At 71.1% G+C, this 21,651-nt stretch carries 26 protein-coding genes and 1 tRNA gene; 8 read left to right on the top strand and 19 right to left on the bottom strand.

Going from position 1 to position 21,651, the window contains the following annotated elements; all coding sequences use genetic code 11:
• Positions 1-5: 5 nt before the first annotated feature.
• The 3 genes from GT755_RS34880 to GT755_RS34870 are packed head-to-tail and all read right to left on the bottom strand — an operon-like array spanning position 6 to position 1,743.
• Complete coding sequence (locus GT755_RS34880) at positions 6-542, bottom strand: NUDIX hydrolase family protein (protein WP_202610891.1); 537 nt, start codon at positions 540-542, stop codon at positions 6-8.
• Positions 539-742, bottom strand: coding sequence for a helix-hairpin-helix domain-containing protein (locus GT755_RS34875; RefSeq protein WP_161483834.1), 204 nt, complete (start codon positions 740-742; stop codon positions 539-541). Before GT755_RS34875 ends, GT755_RS34880 begins: the two co-directional genes overlap by 4 nt.
• A gap of 11 nt (positions 743-753) precedes the next feature.
• The gene (locus GT755_RS34870; RefSeq protein WP_161483833.1) at positions 754-1,743 is read right to left on the bottom strand and encodes a hypothetical protein; all 990 of its coding nucleotides are present in this window, start codon (positions 1,741-1,743) and stop codon (positions 754-756) included.
• Between the two features lie 19 nt (positions 1,744-1,762).
• On the opposite strand from GT755_RS34870, the gene GT755_RS34865 reads away from it, so the two are divergent.
• Complete coding sequence (locus GT755_RS34865; protein WP_161483832.1) at positions 1,763-2,182, top strand: protein-tyrosine phosphatase family protein; 420 nt, start codon at positions 1,763-1,765, stop codon at positions 2,180-2,182.
• On the opposite strand, the gene GT755_RS34860 is transcribed toward GT755_RS34865, so the two are convergent.
• From GT755_RS34860 to GT755_RS34845, 4 genes are all read right to left on the bottom strand, one after another.
• Positions 2,177-2,758, bottom strand: coding sequence for a GNAT family N-acyltransferase (locus GT755_RS34860; RefSeq protein WP_161483831.1), 582 nt, complete (start codon positions 2,756-2,758; stop codon positions 2,177-2,179). The two genes, GT755_RS34865 and GT755_RS34860, sit on opposite strands and share 6 nt — an antisense overlap.
• Positions 2,755-3,453 (bottom strand): methyltransferase domain-containing protein, encoded by a 699-nt coding sequence (locus tag GT755_RS34855; protein ID WP_161483830.1) that lies wholly within the window; start codon positions 3,451-3,453, stop codon positions 2,755-2,757. Before GT755_RS34855 ends, GT755_RS34860 begins: the two co-directional genes overlap by 4 nt.
• Positions 3,454-3,603: 150 nt before the next feature.
• Positions 3,604-3,942: a DUF5713 family protein gene (locus GT755_RS34850; RefSeq protein WP_161483829.1), complete on the bottom strand. Its 339-nt coding sequence runs from the start codon at positions 3,940-3,942 to the stop codon at positions 3,604-3,606.
• Positions 3,943-4,014: 72 nt separating this feature from the next.
• The gene (locus GT755_RS34845; protein WP_161483828.1) at positions 4,015-4,893 is read right to left on the bottom strand and encodes a DNA-3-methyladenine glycosylase family protein; all 879 of its coding nucleotides are present in this window, start codon (positions 4,891-4,893) and stop codon (positions 4,015-4,017) included.
• Between the two features lie 106 nt (positions 4,894-4,999).
• On the opposite strand from GT755_RS34845, the gene GT755_RS34840 reads away from it, so the two are divergent.
• Complete coding sequence (locus tag GT755_RS34840; RefSeq protein ID WP_161483827.1) at positions 5,000-7,030, top strand: hypothetical protein; 2,031 nt, start codon at positions 5,000-5,002, stop codon at positions 7,028-7,030.
• Positions 7,031-7,039: 9 nt separating this feature from the next.
• Entirely contained in the window at positions 7,040-7,330 is a 291-nt protein-coding gene (locus GT755_RS34835; protein ID WP_161483826.1) for a hypothetical protein, read from the top strand.
• Here the strand turns inward: GT755_RS34835 and GT755_RS34830 are convergent.
• Entirely contained in the window at positions 7,317-7,802 is a 486-nt protein-coding gene (locus tag GT755_RS34830) for a carboxymuconolactone decarboxylase family protein (RefSeq protein WP_161483825.1), read from the bottom strand. The two genes, GT755_RS34835 and GT755_RS34830, sit on opposite strands and share 14 nt — an antisense overlap.
• An 84-nt stretch (positions 7,803-7,886) precedes the next feature.
• On the opposite strand from GT755_RS34830, the gene sigJ reads away from it, so the two are divergent.
• On the top strand, positions 7,887-8,726 hold the full coding sequence (sigJ, locus tag GT755_RS34825; RefSeq protein WP_328794724.1) for an RNA polymerase sigma factor SigJ: 840 nt from the start codon (positions 7,887-7,889) through the stop codon (positions 8,724-8,726).
• Positions 8,720-9,088 carry a hypothetical protein gene (locus GT755_RS34820; RefSeq protein WP_161483824.1) on the top strand — a complete coding sequence of 123 codons (369 nt, stop codon included), beginning with the start codon at positions 8,720-8,722 and terminating at the stop codon, positions 9,086-9,088. Before sigJ ends, GT755_RS34820 begins: the two co-directional genes overlap by 7 nt.
• Here the strand turns inward: GT755_RS34820 and GT755_RS34815 are convergent.
• Genes GT755_RS34815 through GT755_RS34805 form a run of 3 tightly spaced genes read right to left on the bottom strand, consistent with a single transcriptional unit; the run spans position 9,036 to position 11,344 of the window.
• Positions 9,036-9,434, bottom strand: coding sequence for a hypothetical protein (locus GT755_RS34815; protein ID WP_161483823.1), 399 nt, complete (start codon positions 9,432-9,434; stop codon positions 9,036-9,038). The two genes, GT755_RS34820 and GT755_RS34815, sit on opposite strands and share 53 nt — an antisense overlap.
• 48 nt (positions 9,435-9,482) lie before the next feature.
• Positions 9,483-10,874 (bottom strand): LVIVD repeat-containing protein, encoded by a 1,392-nt coding sequence (locus GT755_RS34810; RefSeq protein ID WP_161483822.1) that lies wholly within the window; start codon positions 10,872-10,874, stop codon positions 9,483-9,485.
• A gap of 53 nt (positions 10,875-10,927) precedes the next feature.
• Positions 10,928-11,344 (bottom strand): SsgA family sporulation/cell division regulator, encoded by a 417-nt coding sequence (locus GT755_RS34805; RefSeq protein WP_030455469.1) that lies wholly within the window; start codon positions 11,342-11,344, stop codon positions 10,928-10,930.
• Between the two features lie 457 nt (positions 11,345-11,801).
• On the opposite strand from GT755_RS34805, the gene GT755_RS34800 reads away from it, so the two are divergent.
• Positions 11,802-11,873 (top strand) — tRNA-Val (locus tag GT755_RS34800).
• A gap of 306 nt (positions 11,874-12,179) precedes the next feature.
• On the opposite strand, the gene GT755_RS34795 is transcribed toward GT755_RS34800, so the two are convergent.
• Positions 12,180-12,632 (bottom strand): SRPBCC family protein, encoded by a 453-nt coding sequence (locus GT755_RS34795; protein WP_161483821.1) that lies wholly within the window; start codon positions 12,630-12,632, stop codon positions 12,180-12,182.
• Positions 12,629-12,871 carry a hypothetical protein gene (locus GT755_RS34790; protein ID WP_161483820.1) on the bottom strand — a complete coding sequence of 81 codons (243 nt, stop codon included), beginning with the start codon at positions 12,869-12,871 and terminating at the stop codon, positions 12,629-12,631. Before GT755_RS34790 ends, GT755_RS34795 begins: the two co-directional genes overlap by 4 nt.
• A gap of 110 nt (positions 12,872-12,981) precedes the next feature.
• On the opposite strand from GT755_RS34790, the gene GT755_RS40220 reads away from it, so the two are divergent.
• Positions 12,982-13,974, top strand: coding sequence for a hypothetical protein (locus tag GT755_RS40220; protein ID WP_161483819.1), 993 nt, complete (start codon positions 12,982-12,984; stop codon positions 13,972-13,974).
• A gap of 70 nt (positions 13,975-14,044) precedes the next feature.
• Positions 14,045-14,749, top strand: a complete 705-nt coding sequence (locus GT755_RS34780) for a sulfotransferase family protein (protein WP_161483818.1) — start codon at positions 14,045-14,047, stop codon at positions 14,747-14,749.
• Here GT755_RS34780 and GT755_RS34775 read toward each other — a convergent pair.
• The 6 genes from GT755_RS34775 to GT755_RS34750 all read right to left on the bottom strand — a co-directional run bounded on the left by GT755_RS34775 (position 14,682) and on the right by GT755_RS34750 (position 21,648).
• Positions 14,682-15,878, bottom strand: a complete 1,197-nt coding sequence (locus tag GT755_RS34775) for a sensor histidine kinase (RefSeq protein ID WP_161483817.1) — start codon at positions 15,876-15,878, stop codon at positions 14,682-14,684. The genes GT755_RS34780 and GT755_RS34775 overlap by 68 nt on opposite strands.
• Positions 15,875-16,534 (bottom strand): response regulator transcription factor, encoded by a 660-nt coding sequence (locus GT755_RS34770; RefSeq protein ID WP_202610890.1) that lies wholly within the window; start codon positions 16,532-16,534, stop codon positions 15,875-15,877. The genes GT755_RS34775 and GT755_RS34770 overlap by 4 nt, the downstream gene beginning before the upstream one ends.
• An 81-nt stretch (positions 16,535-16,615) precedes the next feature.
• A complete protein-coding gene (locus tag GT755_RS34765) occupies positions 16,616-17,887 on the bottom strand; it encodes a cation:proton antiporter (RefSeq protein ID WP_161483816.1) in 1,272 nt (423 codons plus the stop codon).
• 4 nt (positions 17,888-17,891) lie between these two features.
• Positions 17,892-19,145 carry a cytochrome P450 gene (locus GT755_RS34760; RefSeq protein WP_161483815.1) on the bottom strand — a complete coding sequence of 418 codons (1,254 nt, stop codon included), beginning with the start codon at positions 19,143-19,145 and terminating at the stop codon, positions 17,892-17,894.
• Positions 19,139-20,143: an alpha-hydroxy acid oxidase gene (locus tag GT755_RS34755; RefSeq protein ID WP_161483814.1), complete on the bottom strand. Its 1,005-nt coding sequence runs from the start codon at positions 20,141-20,143 to the stop codon at positions 19,139-19,141. The genes GT755_RS34760 and GT755_RS34755 overlap by 7 nt, the downstream gene beginning before the upstream one ends.
• Positions 20,143-21,648 carry an NAD(P)-binding domain-containing protein gene (locus tag GT755_RS34750; RefSeq protein ID WP_161483813.1) on the bottom strand — a complete coding sequence of 502 codons (1,506 nt, stop codon included), beginning with the start codon at positions 21,646-21,648 and terminating at the stop codon, positions 20,143-20,145. Before GT755_RS34750 ends, GT755_RS34755 begins: the two co-directional genes overlap by 1 nt.
• Positions 21,649-21,651 lie beyond the last annotated feature (3 nt).

Genomic DNA, 21,651 nt, shown 5'->3' with positions numbered 1-21,651 from the left:
GAAGGTCAGACGATCTGGCCCACGTGGGCGAGCGCCTGCTTCAGCAGGGTGCCCTGGCCGCCGGTCATCTCCTGCTGGACGATCGGGGAGGCCGCCTCCTCGGGGGTGAACCACTCCAGGTCGAGGGCGTCCTGGCGGGGGGCGCAGTCGCCGGCGACCGGGACGATGTAGGCCAGCGACACCGCGTGCTGGCGCGGGTCGTGGTAGGGGGTCACGCCCGGGGTGGGGAAGTATTCGGCGATGGTGAACGGCTGGGGCGACAGCGGCACCCTGGGCAGCGCGACCGGGCCGAGGTCCTTCTCCAGGTGCCGCAGCAGCGCGTCGCGCACCCGCTCGCCGTAGAGGACCCGTCCGGAGACCAGCGCGCGGCTGACGGTGCCGTCGGCGCCGATGCGCAGCAGCAGGCCGACGTGGGTGACCACGCCGTTGTCGTCGGCGCGGACCGGCACGGCGTCGACGTAGAGGATCGGAAGGCGCTCGCGCATGAGCGAGAGCTCCTCGGGTGACAGCCAGCCCGCCGCGGTTTCGGTCATTTCGGTCATCGCTCGATCTTATCCGGGTCGTGGAACGACAACCCGGCGGCGGTCAGCGCCTCGGTGAGGACGCGGATGCCCTTGGGCCCCATCCCGTGCACCGCCAGCAGCTCCTTGGCCGTGAACCGGGTGACGTCTTCCAGGGTGCGGCAGCCGGCCCGGGCCAGCGCCCCGTTCGCGGGGCGGCTGATCGTGGGGAGTTCGGTCATGGTCGCCGATCCTAGGAGACGCGCCAGAGCGTGGCGTTGGCTCCGGGGTCGTCGGGGTCCCCTTCCGGCGAGGTGAACCCGGCGCCCCACACCTGCGAGGTGCCCGGCCGGCGCGCCACGGCGGCCAGCGACGCGTCATACCCCTTGGGCCTGGGCAGCGGTGTGCTCTCCCAGCTCGTGCCCCTGACCTGCCAGAAACGCGGGTTCCAGCCGCCCTGCGCGATCCAGACGCCGCCCTTGCCGTCCGGCTCCGCCTCCGTGTACGGCTGCCCCTGCGCCGCCCCGAGCGACATCCGCCACCGGGAGCCGTTCCAGTGCATGGCCAGCGGCCGGGTGAAGGTGACGTCGTCGCCCTCGGCGTCGGCCCCCTCCCAGGTGACCCCGCCGACGGCCCACACGTTGCGCGCGCTGACGACGGCGACGTCGATGAAGGTGGCGGTGGCGTCCTCGGTGGGCAGCGGGATCGCGGGCAGCGGCACCTTGCGCCAGGCCTTGCCCGACCACTGGAAGACGCCGCTCCCCGCGGCCCAGACCTGACCGCCTCCGGCGTCCACGGCCTGGGCGGTGCCGGGGACGGGGTGGCGTTTCCACGACGACCCCGTCCAGCGCCGCGAGGTGTTCCCGCCGACGGCCCAGACCTCGCGGGCGGAGACGGTCTCGGCGTCGGCGGCCAGGAACGTGCCAAGCGACCACGACGTCCAGGCGCGCCCGTTCCAGGCGTAGGCCCGGTTGGGCCCGAAGGCCCAGACCCGGCTCGCGGAGGCGGTGACCGCCGACAGTTCGGGCAGCCGTCCGGGCAGCGTCTTGCGTACCTTGCCCTTGAGCGACTGCACGAACCCCTGACGGCGCCCGTTCACGGACCGGTGACCGGCCGCCCAGACGGTGCCGTCGGCCGTGACCGCGACGTCGGCGAACACGTCGTCTCCCGGGGAGTGGACGACCTGGGCGACCTGCCAGGGAGAGGCGGAGGCCGCCAATAAGACCGCGATGATTGCGCGCATCCGTCCACAATATTTCCCCATGACCCTGAACGGTGCTCTTCTCCTGCCGGACGGCACCCCGGTCCGCGGCCGCGGACTCCGCCGCCCGCTGCCCCCGGGCCCGCTCCCCGACTTCGGCCTGTACGTCGTGGGCCGCCCCCCGCAGGTGCCCTGGCCCTCCGAATGGGTGCGCTGGCCCGACTTCTGGTTGCCCTCCGACCCCGCCCGCGCCGCCACGGCGATCCGCGGCCTGTACGACCGCGCCGCCGCCGGAGCCGACGTCGAGGTGGCGTGCGGCGGCGGGGTGGGACGCACGGGGACGGTGCTGGCCTGCCTGGCCACGCTGACGGGCCTGGGCCCGGACGAGGCGGTGGCGTGGGTGCGGGCCAACCACCACCGGAAGGCGGTGGAGACCCCGTGGCAACGCCGCTGGATCCACCGCTTCGCCGCCTCCCTATAGGAAGACGACCTCGGGCTCCTCCCGGCCGTGCAGCAGGCGATCGGGACGGACCGTCAGCAGCCGGACCGGGTACCCCAGGTCAGGCATCTCGTGGACACGGCCGGAAGGGGCGTGGAAGCCCATTCTCATGAGGAGCGTGTCCTGGCCGTGGGCCGTACCGGCCAGCACCCAGGCGAGTTTGCGGCCCAGCCGGACCGCCACGACCGCTCCGGCCAGCACCAGCCGGCTGCCCACGCCAGCGTGCCGGTGCTCCGCGCCGACCAGCCAGCGTCCGCCTTCGAGCACATCGGCGGCGGTGAGGCCCGCCTCGGTCAGGATGTCGGCCGAGCGCGGTTCGAGGGTGAGCACCCGGCTCGGGTTCAGGTCCTCCAGCGGGGCGAGCCGGGCGCAACCGGCGAGCCCGCCGTCGGGGGTGCGGGCCAGCAGGTGGTGGGCGGGCCCGTCGTGGACGTCGCGGTCGAGCCCGGTCGGCAGCCCGAAGGACCTGAGCACCCCGCTGCGGAACCCGACCAGCTCCCGCTGCCAGGGCCGTCCGCCGAACTCGCCGTCGGGCGGGTGGACCTCGAAGGTCATCATGCCGACCCCACGGCGAGGTAGACGGGCAGGGCCATGAGGAACTCGCCCCTGCCGGCGGCCTCGCGCTGCGCCGAGAACCACGCGCCGGGGGCCGGGACGAGCCGTTCGTCGAGCACGGGGATGACCGCCGCCGCGTCCGCCAGGTCGGTCGACACGCCGAGGAACGCCGTGACCTCGACGGTCGTGAGGCCCTGGCGCACGAGGCGGCGGCGGAGGGTACGTCCCATCGACGGGTGGGGCACCACCGTGCGGAAGACACCGAGCACCTGGTCGGCGAGGTCGTCGTCGACCCCGTCGACCACCAGGCCGGTCCAGTCGACGTCGACCAGGCAGATCCGGCCGCCGGGGGCCAGCGCCCGCACCAGGTTGCCGACGACCCGGTCGGGGTCGGGGACGTGCTGGAGCACCCGTTCGGCCCACACGACGTCGAAGACGCCAGGCCGGTGGAGAGCCGCGAGGTCCCCCGTCTGTGCCGTGATGCCGGGGATCTCGGCGGCCACCGCGACCATCGCCGGGTCGGCGTCGATCGCGGTGACGTGCGCGCCGAGGCCGGCGAACCGGGCGGCCATGTCGCCGGGGCCGCAGCCGGCGTCGAGCACCCGCTCCCCCGGGCACACCTTGACCAGCTCGACGCCCCGTTCCCGGATCGTCCTGACCAGGGCGTGCCGGGAGACCCGGGCCAGATAGTCGCGCATGTCCCGACCGTGAAACACCGCCATGTGGCGCTCCCGTGGCTGTATCCGGCTGACGAGTCGAGCGTGACAACGGGAGCACCAACCGGCAAGGACCGTTCCAGTCAGGCATTCCTCTCTAAAAACGACAAATCGGTAACTGTGCGCCCCGCGTCACCAGTCGCGGGTGGCGATGAGTTCCTCGACGTCGGCGTCGTCGAAGCCGTAGGCGGAGGCGACGATCCAGAAGTCGTCCGCGATCCACTCCCGCGCGGCGGTCTCGATCTCGCTGCCCGCTTCGTGGAACTCCTCGTCGAGCGTGTTGAACTCGTCGGTCGCCGCGTGGGTCAGCGCGTAGAGGGCGGCCAGGTCGGCGGGCCGCTCGGCCTCGATGCGGTCGCACAACCGCAGCAGGATCGCCCTGCCCCTGTCGACGAGGTGATCGGGGAAGTAGTCGTCGCGGTACATGCCCGCGAGGAACGGGTGGGCGGCGATCTTCGGGTTGACGGGCATGCGGGCTCTCCTGCTCCGGACGCATCGATCAGGCGGTGCAGATCCTGCCGCGCGCCACCGACAATTCCGGCGTCACTCGCTCTCGCGGTAGGTCGCCGCCCGGAACAGGAACGACGCCCACGACCGGAACGGACGCCACGTGTCGGCCAGCCTCTTGAACTCCTTCGGCGGCGTGTCCTCCGGCAGCCCGTAGGCCTCTCGGAGCAGCGCGAACAACCTCGGCTCGTCGCCGGGGAAGGCGTCGGGGGCGCCCGCGCCCCGGATCAGGATGAGCCCGGCGGAGAACGGCCCCACCCCCGCCAGCGCGCGCAGCTCCGCCAGGGCCTCCTCCGGCGGCACGCTCCGCAGGTACTCGGTGGTCAGCACCCCGTCGAGGGCCGCCCTCGCCAGCCCCCTGATCCACTCCTCCTTCTGGGCGGGCAGCCCGAACCCCTCGGCGTCGACCAGGCTGATCGGCGGCGGGAAGACGGCGTGCTCGGCGTCGTCCACGACGATCCGCGCGCCGAACCTGTCGGCGATCCGCCCCTTCAGGCTCCGCGCGACGACCATCGACGACCGCTGCACGATCACCGCCCAGACGGCCGCCTCCCACGGCGTCCAGAAACACACCGGCCGCAGGCCCGGATGGGCGGCCCGCAGGTCCTTCAGCACGGGGTCGGCGTCCGCCACCCGCTCGAAGCCGGTCCCGTCGACGTCGAGCGACAGGATTCTCGCCACCTCGCCGCGCAGGGCGGGCCCGGCGGGCCGGGTGGTCTCGGCCCGCACACCGCCGGGGGCGGCGGTGACGGCGACCCCCACGGGCAGCCAGTCGTGTTCGGCGCAGTAGGCGAAGCGCAGGGTCCCGGGGCCGGACGGAAGCGTGCTCGCCGCCGGCCACTCCTCGACGAACCGCAGCGTGGCGGCGAAGTCGAAGGCGCCGCGGGCGGTCAGCGTGAAACCGTGCGTGGTCATCTGCGCATCGTAGGGGCACGGCGAATGTGCATTTCTCCATGTTCGCCGGGGCCTCCCGGCGCGATGATGCGGTGCGTCGGGAGTGGGGCGTACAAGAGGAGCGGCCATGGCCGTGGCGTGGGGACCTGTCCGGGGCCGGGTCGTGTTCGACAGCAGCGTCCACCCCCAGGCCCGGGAGCAGCAGTCCGGCGGCTTCTCCTGGACGGGCGCCCGGTCCCTGCTCGTGACCGACTGGCCGGCGGTCTACGTCCACGACACCGGCGGGTTCGGGACCGCGGCCGTCACCGCCCTCGACCCGGCGTCGGAGCCCGACGCCTCGGTCGCGCTGGCCGACCGCAGCACCCGGCTGGTCGCCGACGTGCGGTTGCCGGGCGGGCGGGCGCTGCGGTTGTCCTCAGGGCCGCTCGACCCGGCGGCGCTGCACGCGCTGACCCTCCTGGGCGGGCGGCTGCTGCCCGACGCGGCGGCGCTCGACTTCGTCAGCCCGTGCGCGGTGTCGGTCACGCCCTGCTACGAGGAGGGCGGAGAGCCGGCGGAGCTGACCGCCCATGTCGTGCTCTCGGGCGGGCGGCTGCGGGTGCGCGACCGGGGTGCGGTGCCGGTGGAGTGGCCGGTCAACCGGATCGTGGTCACGCCCCATGGGCCGAGCGCGGTGGAGATCCGGGGCGGGGCGCTGCTCGACGGGCGGTTCCTGAGCGGCGCGGTCGCCCATCTGGTGACGCCGCAGGTCCGCGACGCCTTCCTCAAGGTGTTCCGGTCGATCGCCGCCGCCACACCCGGCACGGTCGGCACGTCGGCGCCCGTGACGGTCCGGGGGCTGGCCGCGCCGGCGGCCGACTGCGTGCTGGGCGAGGACACGCTGGAGTTCCAGGCGCAGGACTCGCAGCGGGTGCTCGCGGCCTTCGACCTGGCCGATCCCGCGCTGCGCGTCGCCGGGTCGGCCGAACGCTTCGTGATCTTCAACCCCGTCCACGGGCCGGTCGCGGTGACCTGCGGCTCGGCCGCGTTCGGCCGCCGCCTGCACGACCACGCCGCGCTGCGCGCCGCCGCCGCGCGCACCCTCACGTCCGGCGTCTTCCCGGCCGAGTTGTCCGACGGGCGCCCGGTGGCGCTGGCGTTCGCCGCCGACGGGCTGCGGGTGCGCGGGCCGGAGGTGAGCCTGCGGGTGGCGTACACCTCGATCAGGAACGTCGAGGGCACGTCCGAGCGGCTGCGGCTGACCACCGACCGCAGCGACCTCACCGTCGTCGGCCCCGCCGAGCTGATCCAGGCGCTGCACGTCGAGCTGCGCACCCGAAGCCTCCTCGACGCGACCGCCGACCAGATCCCCGGCCTGCTCCAGGCGGCCGTCGGGCTGGAGGAGGACTACCTCCTCTACACGATCTTCGGCCCCTTCTACGAACTGCACGCCGCCCTGCTCGGCGAGGGCGCCGACCTGTCCGGCCCGGTCACCGTGCCGGACGCGGCGGTGTTCCAGGTCGGGCTGGCCGAGCTGCAACGGCACCTCGACCAGGTGGTGTACGTCCTGCCCGCCTTCATCCGCCATCGGGACGCCCAGCTGCTCGACGGGCCCGAACCCGCCTGGCTCAAGGCCGACGAGGCCGCCCTGCGGGCCGCGCTCGCCCCCGTCCAGCGCGCCGCCGCCGAGGTCGGGCAACTCGCCGCCCAGGTGTCCCGGCTGATCGACCTCGACCCGGCCGAGCTCCCGAAGGTCGACTACGGCGGGGCGGCGCTCTCGCTGGGCGCCGCCGCGCTGGTGAACCCGGTCTTCGCCGTGTCCGGCCTGTCCCAGGCCTACGCCGCCCGCAACCAGGGCGACCAGCGCAGGAACCAGGCCACCGCCCAGTCGGCGCGGGGGTGGACGACGGTGCTCGACCGCTGGAACGGCCTCGTCGGCGGCGGCCTGCCGGTGTTGTCCTACGTCGTCACCGAGAACGTCTTCCCCCTGCGCTGGTCGGCCGCCCGCCGCCTGGCCGGCACCGCCAGCCTGCCGGGGGTGGCCCGCCGCCTCGCCACCCTGGACGTGCTGCGCCGCCACCCCTCGGGACCCGGCATCCGGCTGCGCCGGGGCGAGATCGCCGACCACCTGCGCCGGACCCGCGACACCCTGCCCACTCCCCGCTTCGCCGACTTCTGAGGACCCTCGATGAGCCTCTTCGCCAGCCAGTTCGACCGCGCCCGCCGGCTCTCCGCCGCCTACGCCGGGGAGCCGGGCGAGACCCGGTTCTGGACCCCGGCCACCGTCGGCGTCGCCGCCGGACTGGGCGCCGCCGCCGTCGTCGCCGCCGACTGGGGCGACGTCGCTCCCGAGGACCCGGGTCAGGGCGGCGACGACGGCCCCTGGTCGGTTCACTCGGACTGGTCGGACGCGTCCATCGGCGGCGACGGCGACTTCATGTACTTCTCCGACGGCGACGTCAGCTTCACCGTCGGCTGACCTGGTTGTAGTTCTGCCCGACGGGCCTTCCCGGGATGGGCCGGGCGATCAGCGCGACCGGGATGAAGAAGCAGATCTGGCCGATCGCGACCGTGAGCGTCCAGAGGGCGTGCTCGTCGTAGAGTTCGGCCGCCCGCGCGAACAGCTCGTCCGGCACGAAGGGGCGGGGCGCGAGCACCGCCTCGACGAGTTCCAGCGCGACCCTTTCCGCGTCGGTGAAGCAGGGCGCGTCACGCCACGACGCCACGGCGGTGATGCGCTCCTCCGTCTCCCCCGCCTCACGGAGGTTCTGCGTCTGCCGGACGGCGTGATAGGTGCTCCCGGCCAGTTGCCCGGCACGGAGATGCACCAGGTAGACGGTACTGTCGGGGATCGTGCCGTTGTGGACGGCCTTCGACATGCCGGCGGCGATCGCCCCCATACCGGGGAAGTACCGCATCGGATCGGGCAGTCGGGACTGAAGTTCGTTCATGGTCACCTCGACGACGTGACGACGCCGAATGTGAGGCCTCACATTCCGGGCCGCTGTCTCGTCGAGTGGGGTGAAGGGGGCGACGTGACAGAACTGAACGAACGACGACATCTGATCAACCTCTCCTACCGGCTCCTCGGCTCCCTGGCGGACGCGGAGGATGTCGTACAGGAGACCTATGCGCGCTGGTACGCGCTGCCACCCGACCGGCAGCGGGCCATCGTGTCACCGGGGGCGTGGCTGACCACCGTGGCCAGCCGCATCTGCCTCGACCTGCTGGGCTCGGCCCGGGTCCGGCGCGAGCGCTACGTGGGCGAGTGGATCCCGGAACCGGTGCCCGAGCAGCCCGGCGACCCGGCCGACCGGGTCACCCTGGACGAGTCGGTCAGCATGGCCTTCCTCGTCGTGCTCGAATCGATGACCCCGGCCGAACGGGTCGCGTTCATCCTGCACGACGTGTTCTGCCACTCCTTCGCCGAAGTGGCGGAGATCGTCGGCCGCAGCCCGGCCGCCTGCCGCCAGCTGGCCTCCTCGGCCCGCCGCCGCGTCGCCGACGTGCCCTCGGTGCCGGCGACGGACCGCGCCGACGTGGTCAGGGCCTTCAAGCGGGCGTGGGAGGCCCACGACATCGAGGCCCTCATCGCCCTGCTCGACCCCGGCGTGACGGTCACCGCCGACGGCGGCGGCCTGGCCGACGCGGTGCTGCGCCCGATCGAGGGCGTCGACCAGGTCGTCCGCTACGCCGCCGAACTCGCCGGGAAGCTGCCCGACCTGACCCTCCTGGAGCGCACCGTGAACGGCCAGCCCGGCCTGGTGATGCGCCAGGACGGCGTGACGGTGACGGTCCTGGCCTTCGACGTGGCCGGAGACCTGATCACCCGCATCTGGGCGGTCCGCAACCCGGAGAAGCTGCGGCCATGGTGACGAACGTCCTGATCGCCGTGCGGACACTGGTGCTCTTCATCGCGCCGATCACCGCCGGCCTGCTGCTGACCACACCGAGCGGGCTCGCCCTGCACAGCGCGTCGGCGTACACGATGTTCACCGTCGCGGTCGTGCACGTGATCGTGACGATCGTGCAGTGGCGACCGCTCGGGGGCTCGCCACAGCCGATCCTGTACGCCGCCCTCTTCCTCGCCCTGACACTGGTTCAGGTGGCCCTGGGGATCGCGGGGGTGGCGGTGGCCCACGTGCCGCTGGGGGTGCTGATGTTCGGCCTGAGCCTCGTCCAGCTCAGCCGGGCCAGAACTGAACCAGGTAGGCCTCGTCCGGAGCGTCCGGCCTGAGGATCCGGAAGCTCCAGCGGCTCTCCGTCCGGCCCAGATAGAGGTAGGCGACGCACTCCAGCCCGTAGACGCTGCTCACGCAGATCTCGGCCGACTCGAAATAGACGACGCCGGCACCCGCCTCCCACCAGTCGTCGGGCCATTCGGGGACCTCGTCCCAGCACTCCAGCCGGACGGAGGCGGTCACGGCCCGGCTGGAGGCGGGGACCTGGATGCAGTTGTCGATCACGCCGGGCCAGGAGTCGTCCGCCGGATACTCCTGGCCGTCGAACCCGTCCACGTCCTGGACGTAGAACATGCCCTCATCGAGCCCGATCAGATCTTCGCCACTGTCGAGAAGGGGCATCAAAGGTCCTTCGATGAATGCCTGGTGGCGGGGGCTGGAATCCGGGTATCAGTAACTCCGCTGGCTCTGCACGTTGAGTTCGGTCATCTTGACGCTCTTGGCCGGGTCGGTCAGCGGGTCGTTGATCTCCAGGATGTCGAGCCCCTTGGTGATGTCGCTCGAATAGATGAACCCGTTGTAGTAATAGGCCGACCACGACCCGCCCAGGCTGAGCCCCGCCCGCAGCGGCCCCCGCTCGAAATAGCCGATCTCCCGCGCGTTCTCCGAATCGGTGAAGTCCCACACCGAGACGCCGCCCTGATACCAGCCCTGGACCATGATGTCCTTGCCCTTGACCGGAATCAGCGATCCGTTGTGCGCGACGCAGTTCTCCTCGCCCGTCTGCACCCGCGGGATTTTGAAATAGCCGCGCCGCTCCAGGGTGTTCTCGGCCGTCAGGTCGTAAATGGCGTTCGCGCCCTCCTGCACACCGGTCGCCTTGTCGCACGTCGCCGAGGTCCCGCCGCCGAGTTCGTCGCTGAAGACCAGTTTGGTGCCGTCGTTGTTGAAGGTGGCCGAATGCCAGACGGCGAAATTCGGGTCCTGTACGACCTGGAGGACCCGCGGCAACAAGGGATTGGAGATGTCCATCAGCACGCCGTCGCCGAAACAGGCCCCCGCGGCGAGTTTCCGCTCCGGATAGACGGTGACGTCGTGGCAACCGCGCGGCTCCTCGTACTCCGAGCCCTCGGTGACGGGCCGTTCCCCGAACACCAGCGGCCGGGCGGCCACCCGGGCGGTCTGGGGGGCGTCCACGGGCACCTCGATGACGTCCATGGCGGAGTGTGGCGGCGGGCAGGTCGTGGAGTCGGGGACGGGCCCGGAGGAGGCGACGTAGACGTACACGGTCTTCTCGCCCGGCAGCACCGCATGGGTGTGCGATCCGCATTCGGTACGAATTGAGGTCACATACTTCGGTCGCTTCTTGTCGGAGACGTCGAAGATGCGCACGCCCTCCCACGCCCCGGCGGCGCCTTCGTCCGAGTCCTTGGAAACGCACGATTCGTTGTCTCGGGGGAAGTCGACGGAAAGGAACAGCAGATCCCCGGTGACCGAGATGTCGTTCTGGCCGCCTTCGCAGACCGTACGGGAGACGACCGAGGGTTTCTCCGGGTCGGAGATGTCGACGATCGTGAACCCGGCATAGTTTCCGACGAACGCGTATTCGCCCTGAAAGGCGAGATCGGTCCCCCACGCCTCGTCGCCGTCGAAAGGCGCCTCAAGAGGGACGTTGGCGACGACCCGGATGTTGTCGCTGTGATCGATCTCGTCGACCGCCAGCACGGGCGCCGCCGAGGAGGCCGCCGCCTGCGGGGACGCCTTGGGAGGCGGAGTGTCACCGCCAGGAGAACACCCGCTCGCTAAGAGGGCCACCACCAGGACGCAGAAGATCCGCCTCATGGGGGAACGCTATGGCACGGATGGCCCGTTTACGTGGGGAATGCGTAACGGTTTCACGAGCTCCAGAGCATGTTGGACAGCTCTTCGTCGAGATCCATGAAGTCGACCTCACGCCCGGCCGGCACCAGCTCGTAGGTCCGGTGGAGGAACTCGGTCAGCGGCGCCAGCGGCACCTCGAACAACGCCTGCCCGAACGGCGAGGTCAGGCTGATGTGGAGCGTGCGCTCCCCGTCGGACCGGGCCGGCCACACCTGGACGTCGCCGTCGCCCACCCGCCGGACGATCCCCACGGTCAGCAGCTCGCGCGCGAAGATCCATTCGACCGGCTCGTCGTTCCCGACATGGAAGGCCATGCGGATGGCGTAAGGGTCTTCGGCCGTGTAGCTCAACCCCGCCAGCAGCGGGACGGTCGTGCGGTCTGGGACGACAAGCCGAAGGCCCAGCTCGGCAGAGACGGTGGTGCTGTTCATCGTCAGCCAAACCTTTTCGTCGTCGGGACCCCCTGCGGGGCTTTCACTGCTCAGACGGACCACGTCCCGAGCTATGACGCGGAACGAAGAAACCTTGCAGGGAAGATTCCGCCGTCCGGCCGTTCTGTAACGCACAGCACAGCCAGACATTTTGGCATCTACCTGCACAAACACCATAACCGACCCGGTGTTTGCGATGGTTTTGCGTGTCCTCCGAGACGTGGATGGGCTTCAGGTGGTGCTTATTGGTCGAGTGTGGAGCATCACGATGCTATGCCAACAGACCGCCACGCCGCCCGTTCCTGGAGAACCTTTCGATGACGATGCGGGGACAGACCTGAGACACGGCGGGGACTCCAGGGGTCGGACGGGCCTCGACTCGGGCTTCGCTTCGCGTGGAGGGGGCGGAGTGCGGTATGGTTCTTGCTGTCGGACCCCGCAGGGGAACGATCATCCCGGGCGATTAGCTCAGCGGGAGAGCGCTTCGTTCACACCGAAGAGGTCACTGGTTCGATCCCAGTATCGCCCACTCTGGAGAGGGAGACCTTGGTCAGCGGCTTCGCCGCTTTCCCGGGTCTCCTTCGTCGTTTACACGGGGGGACGACCCCCCGAACCCCCCGATACGAGAGGGCTTCGCCCCCTCGCGCTCCCCCCGGTCCGCTCTCGCGGCCCTTTCGTCGCTGGCGCTCCGGGTCGCTTCGCTCCTGGCGAAGGGCTCCGCCCCTCGCGCACCCTGGAACTCCTCGCTTCGCTCGGCCCGTTGGCTCCCCGAACAAAGTTCTGGCATGAGATGGGATGGCTCGGTGGCCCTGATCGCCGTACAAGCGCGAAAGGGTCAATGGCTTTGGGGACTGAGGTGCTTCGCGATTGTGTCGTGCCAGGAGCGCATGAAGGCCGAATAGCCTTCGGCGAATGCCTCGAGTTCAGCTTGGGCGGTTTCCGTCAGAGCGGTGAGGTCGTATGTCACCGTGACTTCGGTGATCTGCGCCGAGGCAGGGGCAAGGGTGACGGTTACGGTGCCGGCGCGGTGTCCTGGGGTCAGTCGAGCGTAGGACATCATCTGGCCGCGTCGGCGCTCCAGGACGACCCAGGTGGTGGCGTCTCCGTCGGCGTGTGTCTGGAACACGGTGCCCGGGAGGGTGTCATCCGTCTCCCCTGTCGGGTCGGGGAAGACCGGATCCCAGCCATCGACCCACGCGCGCTCACCGACCGGAGTGAACAGGTGGAAGGCCTCCTCTGGCGGGAGGGCTACCTCGAAGCTGCCCGTGAGATGGCATCGCGCTTTCATTTCTCCTCCAGTTTGTGGGCGTCGGCGACGGTGAGGGTCAGTCCGTACACCGACTTCAGTTTGTCGATCTGGGCGATGGTCTCCGGCCCGAACGGCACCTTGCCCTCGAAGGCGTGCAGCACGATCCCTTCGACGAGATCCCCTAGGGAGATGTCCAGGTACTCGGCCAGTCCCTTCAGGACCTTCAAGGTGTTCCGCTCGATGCGGAGACCGGTCTGAGCGCGTTCAATTTGTACCATGGTAACAATGTACCAAGATCGAGGATATGCGGCCAGTCGTCGACGGTCCAATGCTCATCTACGCAGCGGCGGGTGTGAGCCCGGCCTCTTGGGTGGGGCACGATGGCGCGGTGGGCGGTCTCGATTTCTTCGCCGATCTGGTGATCACGGGCACGGTGCTCGGGTTGGACCATACGAGCGGGCGGGCAGCCGTGGAATCGGTGTTCGGGCGGGACTGCGTGCCTCCAGGGGCCGTATCGGACTTCGGGCTGGTCGAGTTCGGGTGGGGGCGCGGCCAACGCCGGGGCGCGTGGGAGGTCAGCTATTTCGGGGCCCAGGCTCACCGGCTGCCCTGGCTCACCGCTGAACACGAGATCGAATCGGCTCTTCTTGATCGCTATGGCGGGTTTCCCTCCCGTCTGGACGTCGGCGATCTGCTGACCGCCGTACAAACGCGTGGATTCACGCTGAGGGAGCGGTCGTCACACGACGGTGGATGTGTCGAGTACTGGGAGCCCACGTCGAAGATGGGGGTTCTTGCGGTGTCGGACTCCGATCAGTTCGGCGAACCGCGCGGAACGGTGCTGAAGGTGCTGGGGCCGACGGCCTTCCTCGGCGATCTGGGGAAATTCACGGACTACGCCCGGCACCTCCTCACTCTGTCCGACCAGGATCTGGGGAACTGGCTGGACAGGCGTGAGCCGGACACCGAACCTGACCGGGGCGACTGGTGGTCCTGCCTCCGCGGTGTCGTCGCTCGGCGGACCGGCGGCAGGCCCGAGTGGCAGAGGTTGGGCGTCGTTCTCGACCGGTATGCGCTGGAGCGGGGGGTCGACACCCCCGACGCGGCGGCGGTCGATCTGGTTCTCTCGGTGGGGCGCCTCCAGGCGGATGATCTGTCCTCAATGGAGGAAGCGGTGGAGCGGTGGCTGGCGGCGGTGCCTCCCGTGGCCGAGGTCGCCCGGCTGTGCGCCCAGCGGCCCGTCGATCCCGGTGACATCCGGCTGGCCCGCCGGCTTCGTAACCAGATCCACGCCGTCGAGCCGTTCCTGGGTCTTGTCATGCCCGCGAACGAGGTCGGCGCCTGGGTCGAGGTCAAGGCCGCCCTGCTCAGCCAGGGGTGAACGGCGTGGCGTCCCGGTGGCCTCCCTCGGGTCGGCGACGATCTTGGGGAACCCATCATGGAGGCTGCTCGTGGACGTCATCGGCGCCGGTTTCGGGCGGACCTGCACCCTTTCCCTCAAAGCGGCCCTCGAACAACTGGGCTTCGGCCCCTGTTACCACATGGCCGACGTCGTCGAAGATCCCCGCCGGATCCGCCAATGGCTGGAAGTGGGCGACGGCAGGACCACGGACTGGGACGCGATCTTCCAGGGATTCAAGTCGGCCGTCGACTTCCCCGCCGTCTCCTACTGGAGGGAGCTGATCAGCCACTATCCCGAGGCCAAGGTCGTGCTGACCGTCCGCGATCCCGACCGGTGGTACGAGAGCGCCCGGGACACGATCTTCCATCGGGCGGTCGAGAACGACGAGCCCGGTTCACGGTGGCAGCGGTGGGTGCACCGGATGATGTTGCGGCGGGTGCCTGAGATGGCGCTGTTTCCCCAGATGGCCAAGGCCACGGTCGCCGATCGGGTGTTCGGGGGGCGGCTGGACGACCGGGAGCACTGCATCGAGGTCTTCCTGCGGCACAACGAGGCGGTCAAGGCGGCGATCCCGGCCGATCGGCTGCTCGTGTACGAGTGCCGGGAGGGGTGGGGGCCGCTGTGCCGGTTCCTCGGGGTGCCGGTTCCCGACGTGCCCTTTCCGCACGTCAACGATCGCACCCAGTTCAACCGCCGGCGGCCCTGGCTGGAACTGAGGCGGCTCGTCCTCGGGCGGCGTCGGTTGGGAGCGTGATGGTGAAGACCGCTCCCTCGCCGGGGGCGCCGCCGACCGTGAGGATTCCGTCGTGGCCGTCGACGACCTCTTTCACCAGGGCCAGGCCCAGGCCGTAGCCGGTGCCTCCCGTCACGTGGCGGATGAACAGCCGGGCCGGGTCTCCGGGTGCCAGGCCCTCGCCGTCGTCGGCGACCGTCAGGCTGACGCGGTCGGCGGCCGAGGCCAGGGTGATGGTGATGTGGCCGCCGGGGGCGGTGTGGGTCAGGGCGTTGTCGACCAGGGCGGACAGGACGCGGCGGAGGGCGGGGGCGGCGCCGCTGACGACCGCCGGGGCGGGGTCGCGGTGGACTTCGATCGTGACGCCGCGGGCCTGGGCGCGGGGTGACTCGGCCTCGGCGAGTTCCTGGGCCAGCAGGGCCAGGTCGACCGGGCGACGGAGGCGGTCGCTGAGCAGCAGGTCGTCGACGACCTCGCCCAGTTCGCGGGTGCCGTTGACGAGGCGGTCGACGTCCTCCACCGGGAGTTCGCCGCGTCTGAGGCGGATCGAGACGAGCTGGGCCCTGGTGTGCAGGCGGGCCAGGGGGGTGCGCAGTTCGTGGCTGACGTCTTCGGTGAAGCGGCGCTGGCGGGCCAGGGCCTCGCCGAGCGGGGCGATGGCACGGCAGGCGATCAGGTGGGCGATCAGCACGGCGGCGAGCAGCGCCACGATCTCGGCGGCGATCAGGGTGTGCAGCAGGCGCCGGCGTTCGGAGACCTGGTAGCGCAGGTCGAGCGCGGCCTGGCGGATGACGTCGCCGCGGCGTTCGGTCTGGATCAGGTACTCGAGGCCGCCCAGTTCGACCCGGTCGACGCGGACGCCGCCGTCGCGGGCGACGGACCTGATCCCGGCACGCCACGGGAGGGCCTCGGGCGCGCCCGGGGAGCGGCGGATGACCTCTCCCTCGGCCTCGATCAGCCACAGGCAGGGCGGTGGGCTGGTGAGCAGGGCGCGTTCGACTCCGGCGCGGACCTCGCGGCGGGCCGCGGCGTCCTGCTGGCCGACCATCACGCTGTAGACGAGGGCGCCCATGATGAGCAGCAGTACGGAGATCGCCCCGGCGGTCCGCAGGGTCACCCTGCGGCGGGCACGGGTCAGCAGCGCGTTCACAGGCTGCCCAGCCGGTAGCCGACGCCGCGGACCGTGCGGACCACGCCCGAGCCCAGTTTGCCGCGCAGGTAGTAGACGTAGGTGTCGACGATCGACTCCGTGGTGGCGCCGTCGAAGACGCCGCGGCGCAGCGACGCCCTCGTGTGGACGTGGCGGGGGCGGACGGCCAGGGCGCGCAGCAGGCGGCACTCCTGGCCCGAGAGGGGCACCTGCGCGCCGTCGGGCAGGTGCACCGCCTGGGCGCCCAGGTCGAGCCAGGCGCGGCCGAGCGGGAGCAGTTCGGCGTGGTCGGCGTGGCGGCGGTGCAGGGCGCGCACACGGGCCAGGAGTTCGTCCACCTCGAAGGGTTTGACCAGGTAGTCCTCCGCGCCGGCGTCGAGGCCCGTCACGCGGTCGTGCACGGTGCCGAAGGCGGTGAGGAAGAGCGCCGGGACGGTGACGGCCCGGCGCCGGAGACGGCGGAGCAGGTCGAGGCCGTCGAGGGCGGGCAGCCCCCGGTCGACGACCATGACGTCGTAGGCCCGGCTGAGCGCCAGGTGGAGGCCGCGTTGTCCCTCCAGCGCGTGGTCCACCTCGTAGCCGTGGTCGGTGAGGATCTCGACGAGGAGCGCGCCGAGTTCTCGGTCGTCTTCGATGAGCAGCAGCCGACGTGCCACGGAACCAAGTTGTCACTCCAGCCTCCGAAACGCCAGAGGGTGGCAGATCCCACCTGCGGTTCCGCTGAAAGTAGATGAAATTTACACCAACTCGTCCTCCCGATCCGGCTCTCTGGTCTCCAGCCGGGCGGGCAGGGCGAGCTGGTAGAGGGGCACCGCGCCGGCCGTGGTGATGACGGCGACCAGGACGAGCATCGCGAAGACCTCCTGGCCGATCATCCCGTGGGCCAGGCCGATGTTGATGAAGATGAGGATCATCAGGCCGCGGGCGTTCATCAGGGCGCCGACGGCGTACGACTCGCGCCAGGAGAAGCCCATCCCGCGCATCGACACGGCGCAGCCGAAGTACTTGCCGACGAACCCGGCCACCAGGATCAGCAGGAAGGCCAGCAGCATCGTGCCGCCCGCGATTCCGTCGAGGTGGGTGTTGAGGCCGGAGAAGGTGAAGAACACCGGCAGCAGCAGGGTGGAGACGACCTCCATCATGCGGCTGTGCAGGGCCTCGCGGAACTTCGGGTCGCGGGGCATGGCCAGGCCCGCGATGAAGCCGCCGAACACGGCGTAGACGCCGATCCAGTCGGTCAGCCAGCCGGCGGTCAGCGGGACGAGCACGACGACGTACATCATCGTGGGGGTGAAGGTGCCCGTGGCGGCGAAGCGGGCGCCGAGGGGGCGCAGCAGCGGGGCCACCAGTTTCAGCACGACCACGGCGAACAGGGCGGTCAGCGCGATCGTGCGGATCGCGCCGCCCGAACCGGTGTCGAGGTGGAGGGCGGTCAGCAGGGCCAGCAGGCACCACGCCACCGCGTCGTCGACCGAGGCGGCGAGCAGGGTGAGGCGGCCGATCGGGGAGTTCTGGAGCCCGCGTTCGTAGAGGATGCGGGCGAGCATCGGGAAGGCGGTCAGCGAGAGCGCGCCGCCGAGGAAGAGGGCGAACTCGAAGCGGCTGACCTCGCCGCCCGACAGGGTCCCGTACAGGAGCAGGCCGGCGCCGAAGCCGAGGGCCAGCGACGGCAGGAAGCCCGAGAGGGCCAGCACGCCGGCCCTCTTGACCTGGGCGCGGCTGCTCGCCTTGTGGTCGAGGCCGGCCCCGACGAGGAACATGTAGAGGGTCAGGCCGATGGTGCTCAGGACGTACAGGATCGGTTTGATCTCGGGCGGGAACAGCGACTGCTGCGCGGCCGGGAACAACCAGCCGAACAGGGTGGGCCCGAGCAGCACGCCAGCGACCATCTCCCCCAGCACGCGGGGCTGGCGCACCATCAGCGCGAGCTGACCGCAGAGCGCGGCGACGGCCAGGATGACGACCAGGGCGGGCAGCACCTTCAGGATGAGTTCGAGATTGGCGTCCATGTGATCACCTGTCTCCGAAGTGGCGGGCGCAGAGGGCCTGGCGACGGGCGTCCCAGACCATGTAGGCGCCGAGCACGAGCTGGACGAGGCTGCGCCAGACGTCCTCCCACCGGTCGCGCACGGCCATGACCCGGAGTCTCCAGGCGGGCGGTTGTGCGCCGGCGGGGGTGAGCAGGCAGGGGCCCCGGTTGGGCAGGGAGCGGGTGTGCCGCGCCGACGACGAGAGCTCCCAGCGGGAAAGGAGCTCCCGGCACGCGGCGCGCAGCGCGATCGGCGCCAGGCGCCAGGCCGGGCAGGGCCGGTTGGCGGCCATGCCGAACGGGATGTGGTTGAGGTCGCGCACGCCGTGCTCGAACCGGGCGGGGTCGAAGCGGTCGGGCTCGGGGAATCCGGCGCGGTGGAAGTCGGGATAGTTGAAGCAGAGCACCGTGCCCTCCGGGATGTCCGGCATGTCGCCCCGGGTGATGCGGTGCGCGACGCCGAACAGCGGATAGAGCCGGAAGGTCTCGTTGATGACCTGGTCGAGGAAGCGGTCGTCTCCGGTACGGGCCCGCGCCTGCGTCTCCTTGTGGTGGGCCAGCACCATGCCGAGGTGGGCGGTCGCCTCGGCCATCTGGACCACGGCCGTGTTGAAGAAGACGCCCTGCAGGTAGAGGGCCTGCTCGTGCCGGGTCAGGCCGCCGGGGAGCGGCTGCCGGACGTCGTCGAGCCGGGTTTCGAGGTAGGCGGTGAGCCGGTCGCGGCGGTCCATGTGCCGCAGGCCGGTGCACTTCAGCGCGGTCACCACGTCGTCGGCGTTGGCCACGATCAGGGCGCGGGCCTCGGGCGGGCACCGCTCGCCGAAGACGAGCTCGTAGGAGAACTCCGCCCAGACCGGCATGGCCAGGTCGCGCAGCCGGTAGGCGGGGGCGGCGCGGCGGGCGCACCGGACCGCCAGGTCCTCGATCGCGGTCTTCGAGACCGCGAGGAACCCCCGGGTGGCGGCGGCCACGGCGTCGTAGCGCTCCCCCGGTTCCAGGTGCTCCTGGTGGATGTCGGCCCCCGGGGACAACCAGTACCAGAACAGGTCCGACAGGGCCGCGCCCCGGCTGCGTCCGGAGGCGGCCGGGTGGGAGTAGACCTCGCGGAACCGTTCGACCGGCACCGCGACCGTCTCCTGGCCGTTGACCCGCTCGAACACCAGCAGCCGCAGGGCGACCACCCGGCCGGGCAGCCACCAGGGCAGGCTCAGCACGAACAAGGCCACCAGGATCAGCATCGCCGCACCACGCTCCGGTCGAGCGGGACGCCGGTCAGCGCCATGGCCACCTCGATCTCGGCCCGGAAGCGGCGCAGCACCTCGCGCACGCCCCGCTCCCCCTCGGCCGCCAGGCCCCACAGGATCGGCCGCCCGACCAGCACCGCGCGGGCCCCGAGCGCGAGCGCGGCCACGACGTCGGTGCCGCGCCGCACCCCGCCGTCGACCGTCACAGGCACCGCCCCGCCGACCGCGTCCACGATCCCCGGCAGCAGGTCGACCGCGGCGGCGACGCGGTCGAGCTGGCGGCCGCCGTGGTTGGACACCATGACCATCGCGGCCCCGTGGGCGACGGCGGTCCGCGCGTCGTCCGGGTGGGTGACGCCCTTCACGATCAGCGGCAGGCCGGTGACCTCGCGCAGCCGGTCGAGATGGGCCCAGGAGATCTCCGGGGAGAACTCGATCGGCCGCACCACGTCGCCCTCGCGGAGGTTCTCGCAGGCCAGCCCCTCGGGCAGGTCGTGGAAGCCGTTGTGGACGTCGCGCGGGCGGACGCCGAACACCGGCGAGTCGGCGGTGACGACGAGGGCCCGGCAGCCCGCCTTCTCCGCCCGCCCGGCGACGCGCTCGGTGAAGGCCATGTCGGGCTGCACGTAGAGCTGGAACCAGAGGGTCGCGCCGGTCTCCGCGATGGCCTCGACCGGGGTGGTCGAGGCCATGCTGACGATCATGACGGTGTCCTCGGCGGCGGCGGCCCGCGCGGTCGCCAGCTCGCCGTCGGGGTGCGCGAGCCGGTGGAAGGCGGTCGGGGCGACCAGCACCGGCAGAGAGGCACGGCCGCCGGGCAGGGTCACCGCCAGGTCGGGTCGCACGCCGCTGAACACGCGGGGGGCCAGCCGCAGCCGGGCGAACGCCGCCTCGTTCTCGTGGACGGCGCTCTCGTCGCCGGCCCCGCCGGCGAAGTAGTCGTAGTGGGCCTTCGGGAGGCGGTGCCTCGCGACGGCCTCGTACGAGGGCATCAGGTCCGCCGGGCGAAGAACGCCCGCAGGGGCTCCAGGTGGACGTCCGGGGAGGTCCAGTCGTTCTCCAGGTTCTCCGTCACGTGGTGGACGGCCGGTTCCTCGCCGGGGCGGTGGTGGCGGACGACCGGGTGGAGGTAGTGGCCCTCGTCGGCGCGGGCGGCGTCGCTCTGGGTAATCCGGCCCACGGTCACGTCGAAGGGGTCGACCTGGTCGTGGCCGGGGCCGTACTCCAGCGTGATCGTGTAGTGGGGGCCGTCGATCGGCAGGTCGACGGGGCGCTCCTCCAGGTAGCGGCCGTCGTGGGTGATGACGTCGGCGATCACGCCGAACTGCTGCCACAGGGCCGAGCTGCGGTTGACCCGGTCGAGCACCGCCTGCGCCATCGCCTTCGGGTCGGCGCCGACCTCCTTCGCGGGCCAGGGCACGTCGTGGTGCCGCTCCTCCAGGATCCGGTGGAGGGCGCGGGCGCCGTACCGGAAACCGTGGATGAAGCCGCTGGTCCCGCGCTTGAAGTCGCGCGACTGGGTGATGGTGCCGGCGAAGTACAGGCCGGGGACGTCGACCGACTCGTAGGCCGGGGTGAGGGCCGGGAACCGGCCGCTGGCGTGGAGGGCCGGGCGGCAGGTGTCGTCGAAGATCGACCGGTCGAACGCGAAGCCGGCGCAGACGATGACGCGGTCGTAGGGGATGTCCTTGGTGACCTCGTCGGCCCGCACGAAGGCGACGGTCACCCGGTAGGTGCCGTCGTCGAGGCGCTCGATGTGCCGCACGTCGCCGTCGAGCACGGCGTTCTGGGACTTCAGCTGGTAGGTGTCCAGGAAGTTGTTGTTGACCGCGCGCAGGTGGCCGACGTAGTGGGTGCGCCAGGCCATCTTGACCGAGTGGGGCCCGGCCACGTGGACGACGGCGGCGGTCTCGACCAGGTTGTCGGCGGTCTCGAAGGCCGAGTTGCCCTTGCCGATGATGAGCACCCGCTTGTCGATGAAGTCGGCGGGGTCGACGGAGACGGCGCCGTACTGTTCGGCCTGCTCGATTCCGGGGATGGCCGGGATGTTCTCCCTGCTCACGCCGGTGGCGACGATGACGCGCCGGGCGGTGCGCACGGTGCCGAGGTCGTCGGTGACGGCGAAGCCGCCGTCGGTTCTGGTGACGTCGCGGGCGCGGGAGCCGTACACGACGTCGAGGCCCTCGGCGAACCGGGCCAGGTAGCGCACCATGTCGTCGGCGTGCGGGAAGTAGCGGTCGCTGAAGCGGGTGAACAGCAGCTCCGGGTCGTCGGACAGCAGGCTGTTCCAGTCCATCCGCAGGTTCAGCTCGGGGTCGTCGGTGCCGTTGTACTTCTTGTTGATGGAGATGAGGGTCCGATGGCGGGGGAAGGTCGCGAAGAACGTGCCCGGCTCCGGGCCCGCCTCCATGATCGTGTACGACCTTCCGGCCGCCCTCAGGAACCATCCCATCTGCAGACCGGCCGGTCCCGCGCCGATCACCAGGTAATCCAGCATGCC

The organism is Herbidospora solisilvae (genome assembly GCF_009901565.1).
Taxonomy (GTDB): Bacteria; Actinomycetota; Actinomycetes; order Streptosporangiales; family Streptosporangiaceae; genus Herbidospora; species Herbidospora solisilvae.
This window is presented reverse-complemented; position numbering and strand designations above follow the sequence as displayed.

What these genes read in the sequence shown, in the direction of transcription:
- GT755_RS34880 (WP_202610891.1), bottom strand. Translation starts at nt 542, where the DNA reads ATGACCGAAATGACCGAAACCGCGGCGGGCTGGCTGTCACCCGAGGAG.
- GT755_RS34875 (WP_161483834.1), bottom strand. Translation starts at nt 742, where the DNA reads ATGACCGAACTCCCCACGATCAGCCGCCCCGCGAACGGGGCGCTGGCC.
- GT755_RS34870 (WP_161483833.1), bottom strand. Translation starts at nt 1,743, where the DNA reads ATGCGCGCAATCATCGCGGTCTTATTGGCGGCCTCCGCCTCTCCCTGG.
- GT755_RS34865 (WP_161483832.1), top strand. Translation starts at nt 1,763, where the DNA reads ATGACCCTGAACGGTGCTCTTCTCCTGCCGGACGGCACCCCGGTCCGC.
- GT755_RS34860 (WP_161483831.1), bottom strand. Translation starts at nt 2,758, where the DNA reads ATGATGACCTTCGAGGTCCACCCGCCCGACGGCGAGTTCGGCGGACGG.
- GT755_RS34855 (WP_161483830.1), bottom strand. Translation starts at nt 3,453, where the DNA reads ATGCGCGACTATCTGGCCCGGGTCTCCCGGCACGCCCTGGTCAGGACG.
- GT755_RS34850 (WP_161483829.1), bottom strand. Translation starts at nt 3,942, where the DNA reads ATGCCCGTCAACCCGAAGATCGCCGCCCACCCGTTCCTCGCGGGCATG.
- GT755_RS34845 (WP_161483828.1), bottom strand. Translation starts at nt 4,893, where the DNA reads ATGACCACGCACGGTTTCACGCTGACCGCCCGCGGCGCCTTCGACTTC.
- GT755_RS34840 (WP_161483827.1), top strand. Translation starts at nt 5,000, where the DNA reads ATGGCCGTGGCGTGGGGACCTGTCCGGGGCCGGGTCGTGTTCGACAGC.
- GT755_RS34835 (WP_161483826.1), top strand. Translation starts at nt 7,040, where the DNA reads ATGAGCCTCTTCGCCAGCCAGTTCGACCGCGCCCGCCGGCTCTCCGCC.
- GT755_RS34830 (WP_161483825.1), bottom strand. Translation starts at nt 7,802, where the DNA reads ATGAACGAACTTCAGTCCCGACTGCCCGATCCGATGCGGTACTTCCCC.
- GT755_RS34820 (WP_161483824.1), top strand. Translation starts at nt 8,720, where the DNA reads ATGGTGACGAACGTCCTGATCGCCGTGCGGACACTGGTGCTCTTCATC.
- GT755_RS34815 (WP_161483823.1), bottom strand. Translation starts at nt 9,434, where the DNA reads ATGCCCCTTCTCGACAGTGGCGAAGATCTGATCGGGCTCGATGAGGGC.
- GT755_RS34810 (WP_161483822.1), bottom strand. Translation starts at nt 10,874, where the DNA reads ATGAGGCGGATCTTCTGCGTCCTGGTGGTGGCCCTCTTAGCGAGCGGG.
- GT755_RS34805 (WP_030455469.1), bottom strand. Translation starts at nt 11,344, where the DNA reads ATGAACAGCACCACCGTCTCTGCCGAGCTGGGCCTTCGGCTTGTCGTC.
- GT755_RS34795 (WP_161483821.1), bottom strand. Translation starts at nt 12,632, where the DNA reads ATGAAAGCGCGATGCCATCTCACGGGCAGCTTCGAGGTAGCCCTCCCG.
- GT755_RS34790 (WP_161483820.1), bottom strand. Translation starts at nt 12,871, where the DNA reads ATGGTACAAATTGAACGCGCTCAGACCGGTCTCCGCATCGAGCGGAAC.
- GT755_RS34765 (WP_161483816.1), bottom strand. Translation starts at nt 17,887, where the DNA reads ATGGACGCCAATCTCGAACTCATCCTGAAGGTGCTGCCCGCCCTGGTC.
- GT755_RS34760 (WP_161483815.1), bottom strand. Translation starts at nt 19,145, where the DNA reads ATGCTGATCCTGGTGGCCTTGTTCGTGCTGAGCCTGCCCTGGTGGCTG.
- GT755_RS34755 (WP_161483814.1), bottom strand. Translation starts at nt 20,143, where the DNA reads ATGCCCTCGTACGAGGCCGTCGCGAGGCACCGCCTCCCGAAGGCCCAC.
- GT755_RS34750 (WP_161483813.1), bottom strand. Translation starts at nt 21,648, where the DNA reads ATGCTGGATTACCTGGTGATCGGCGCGGGACCGGCCGGTCTGCAGATG.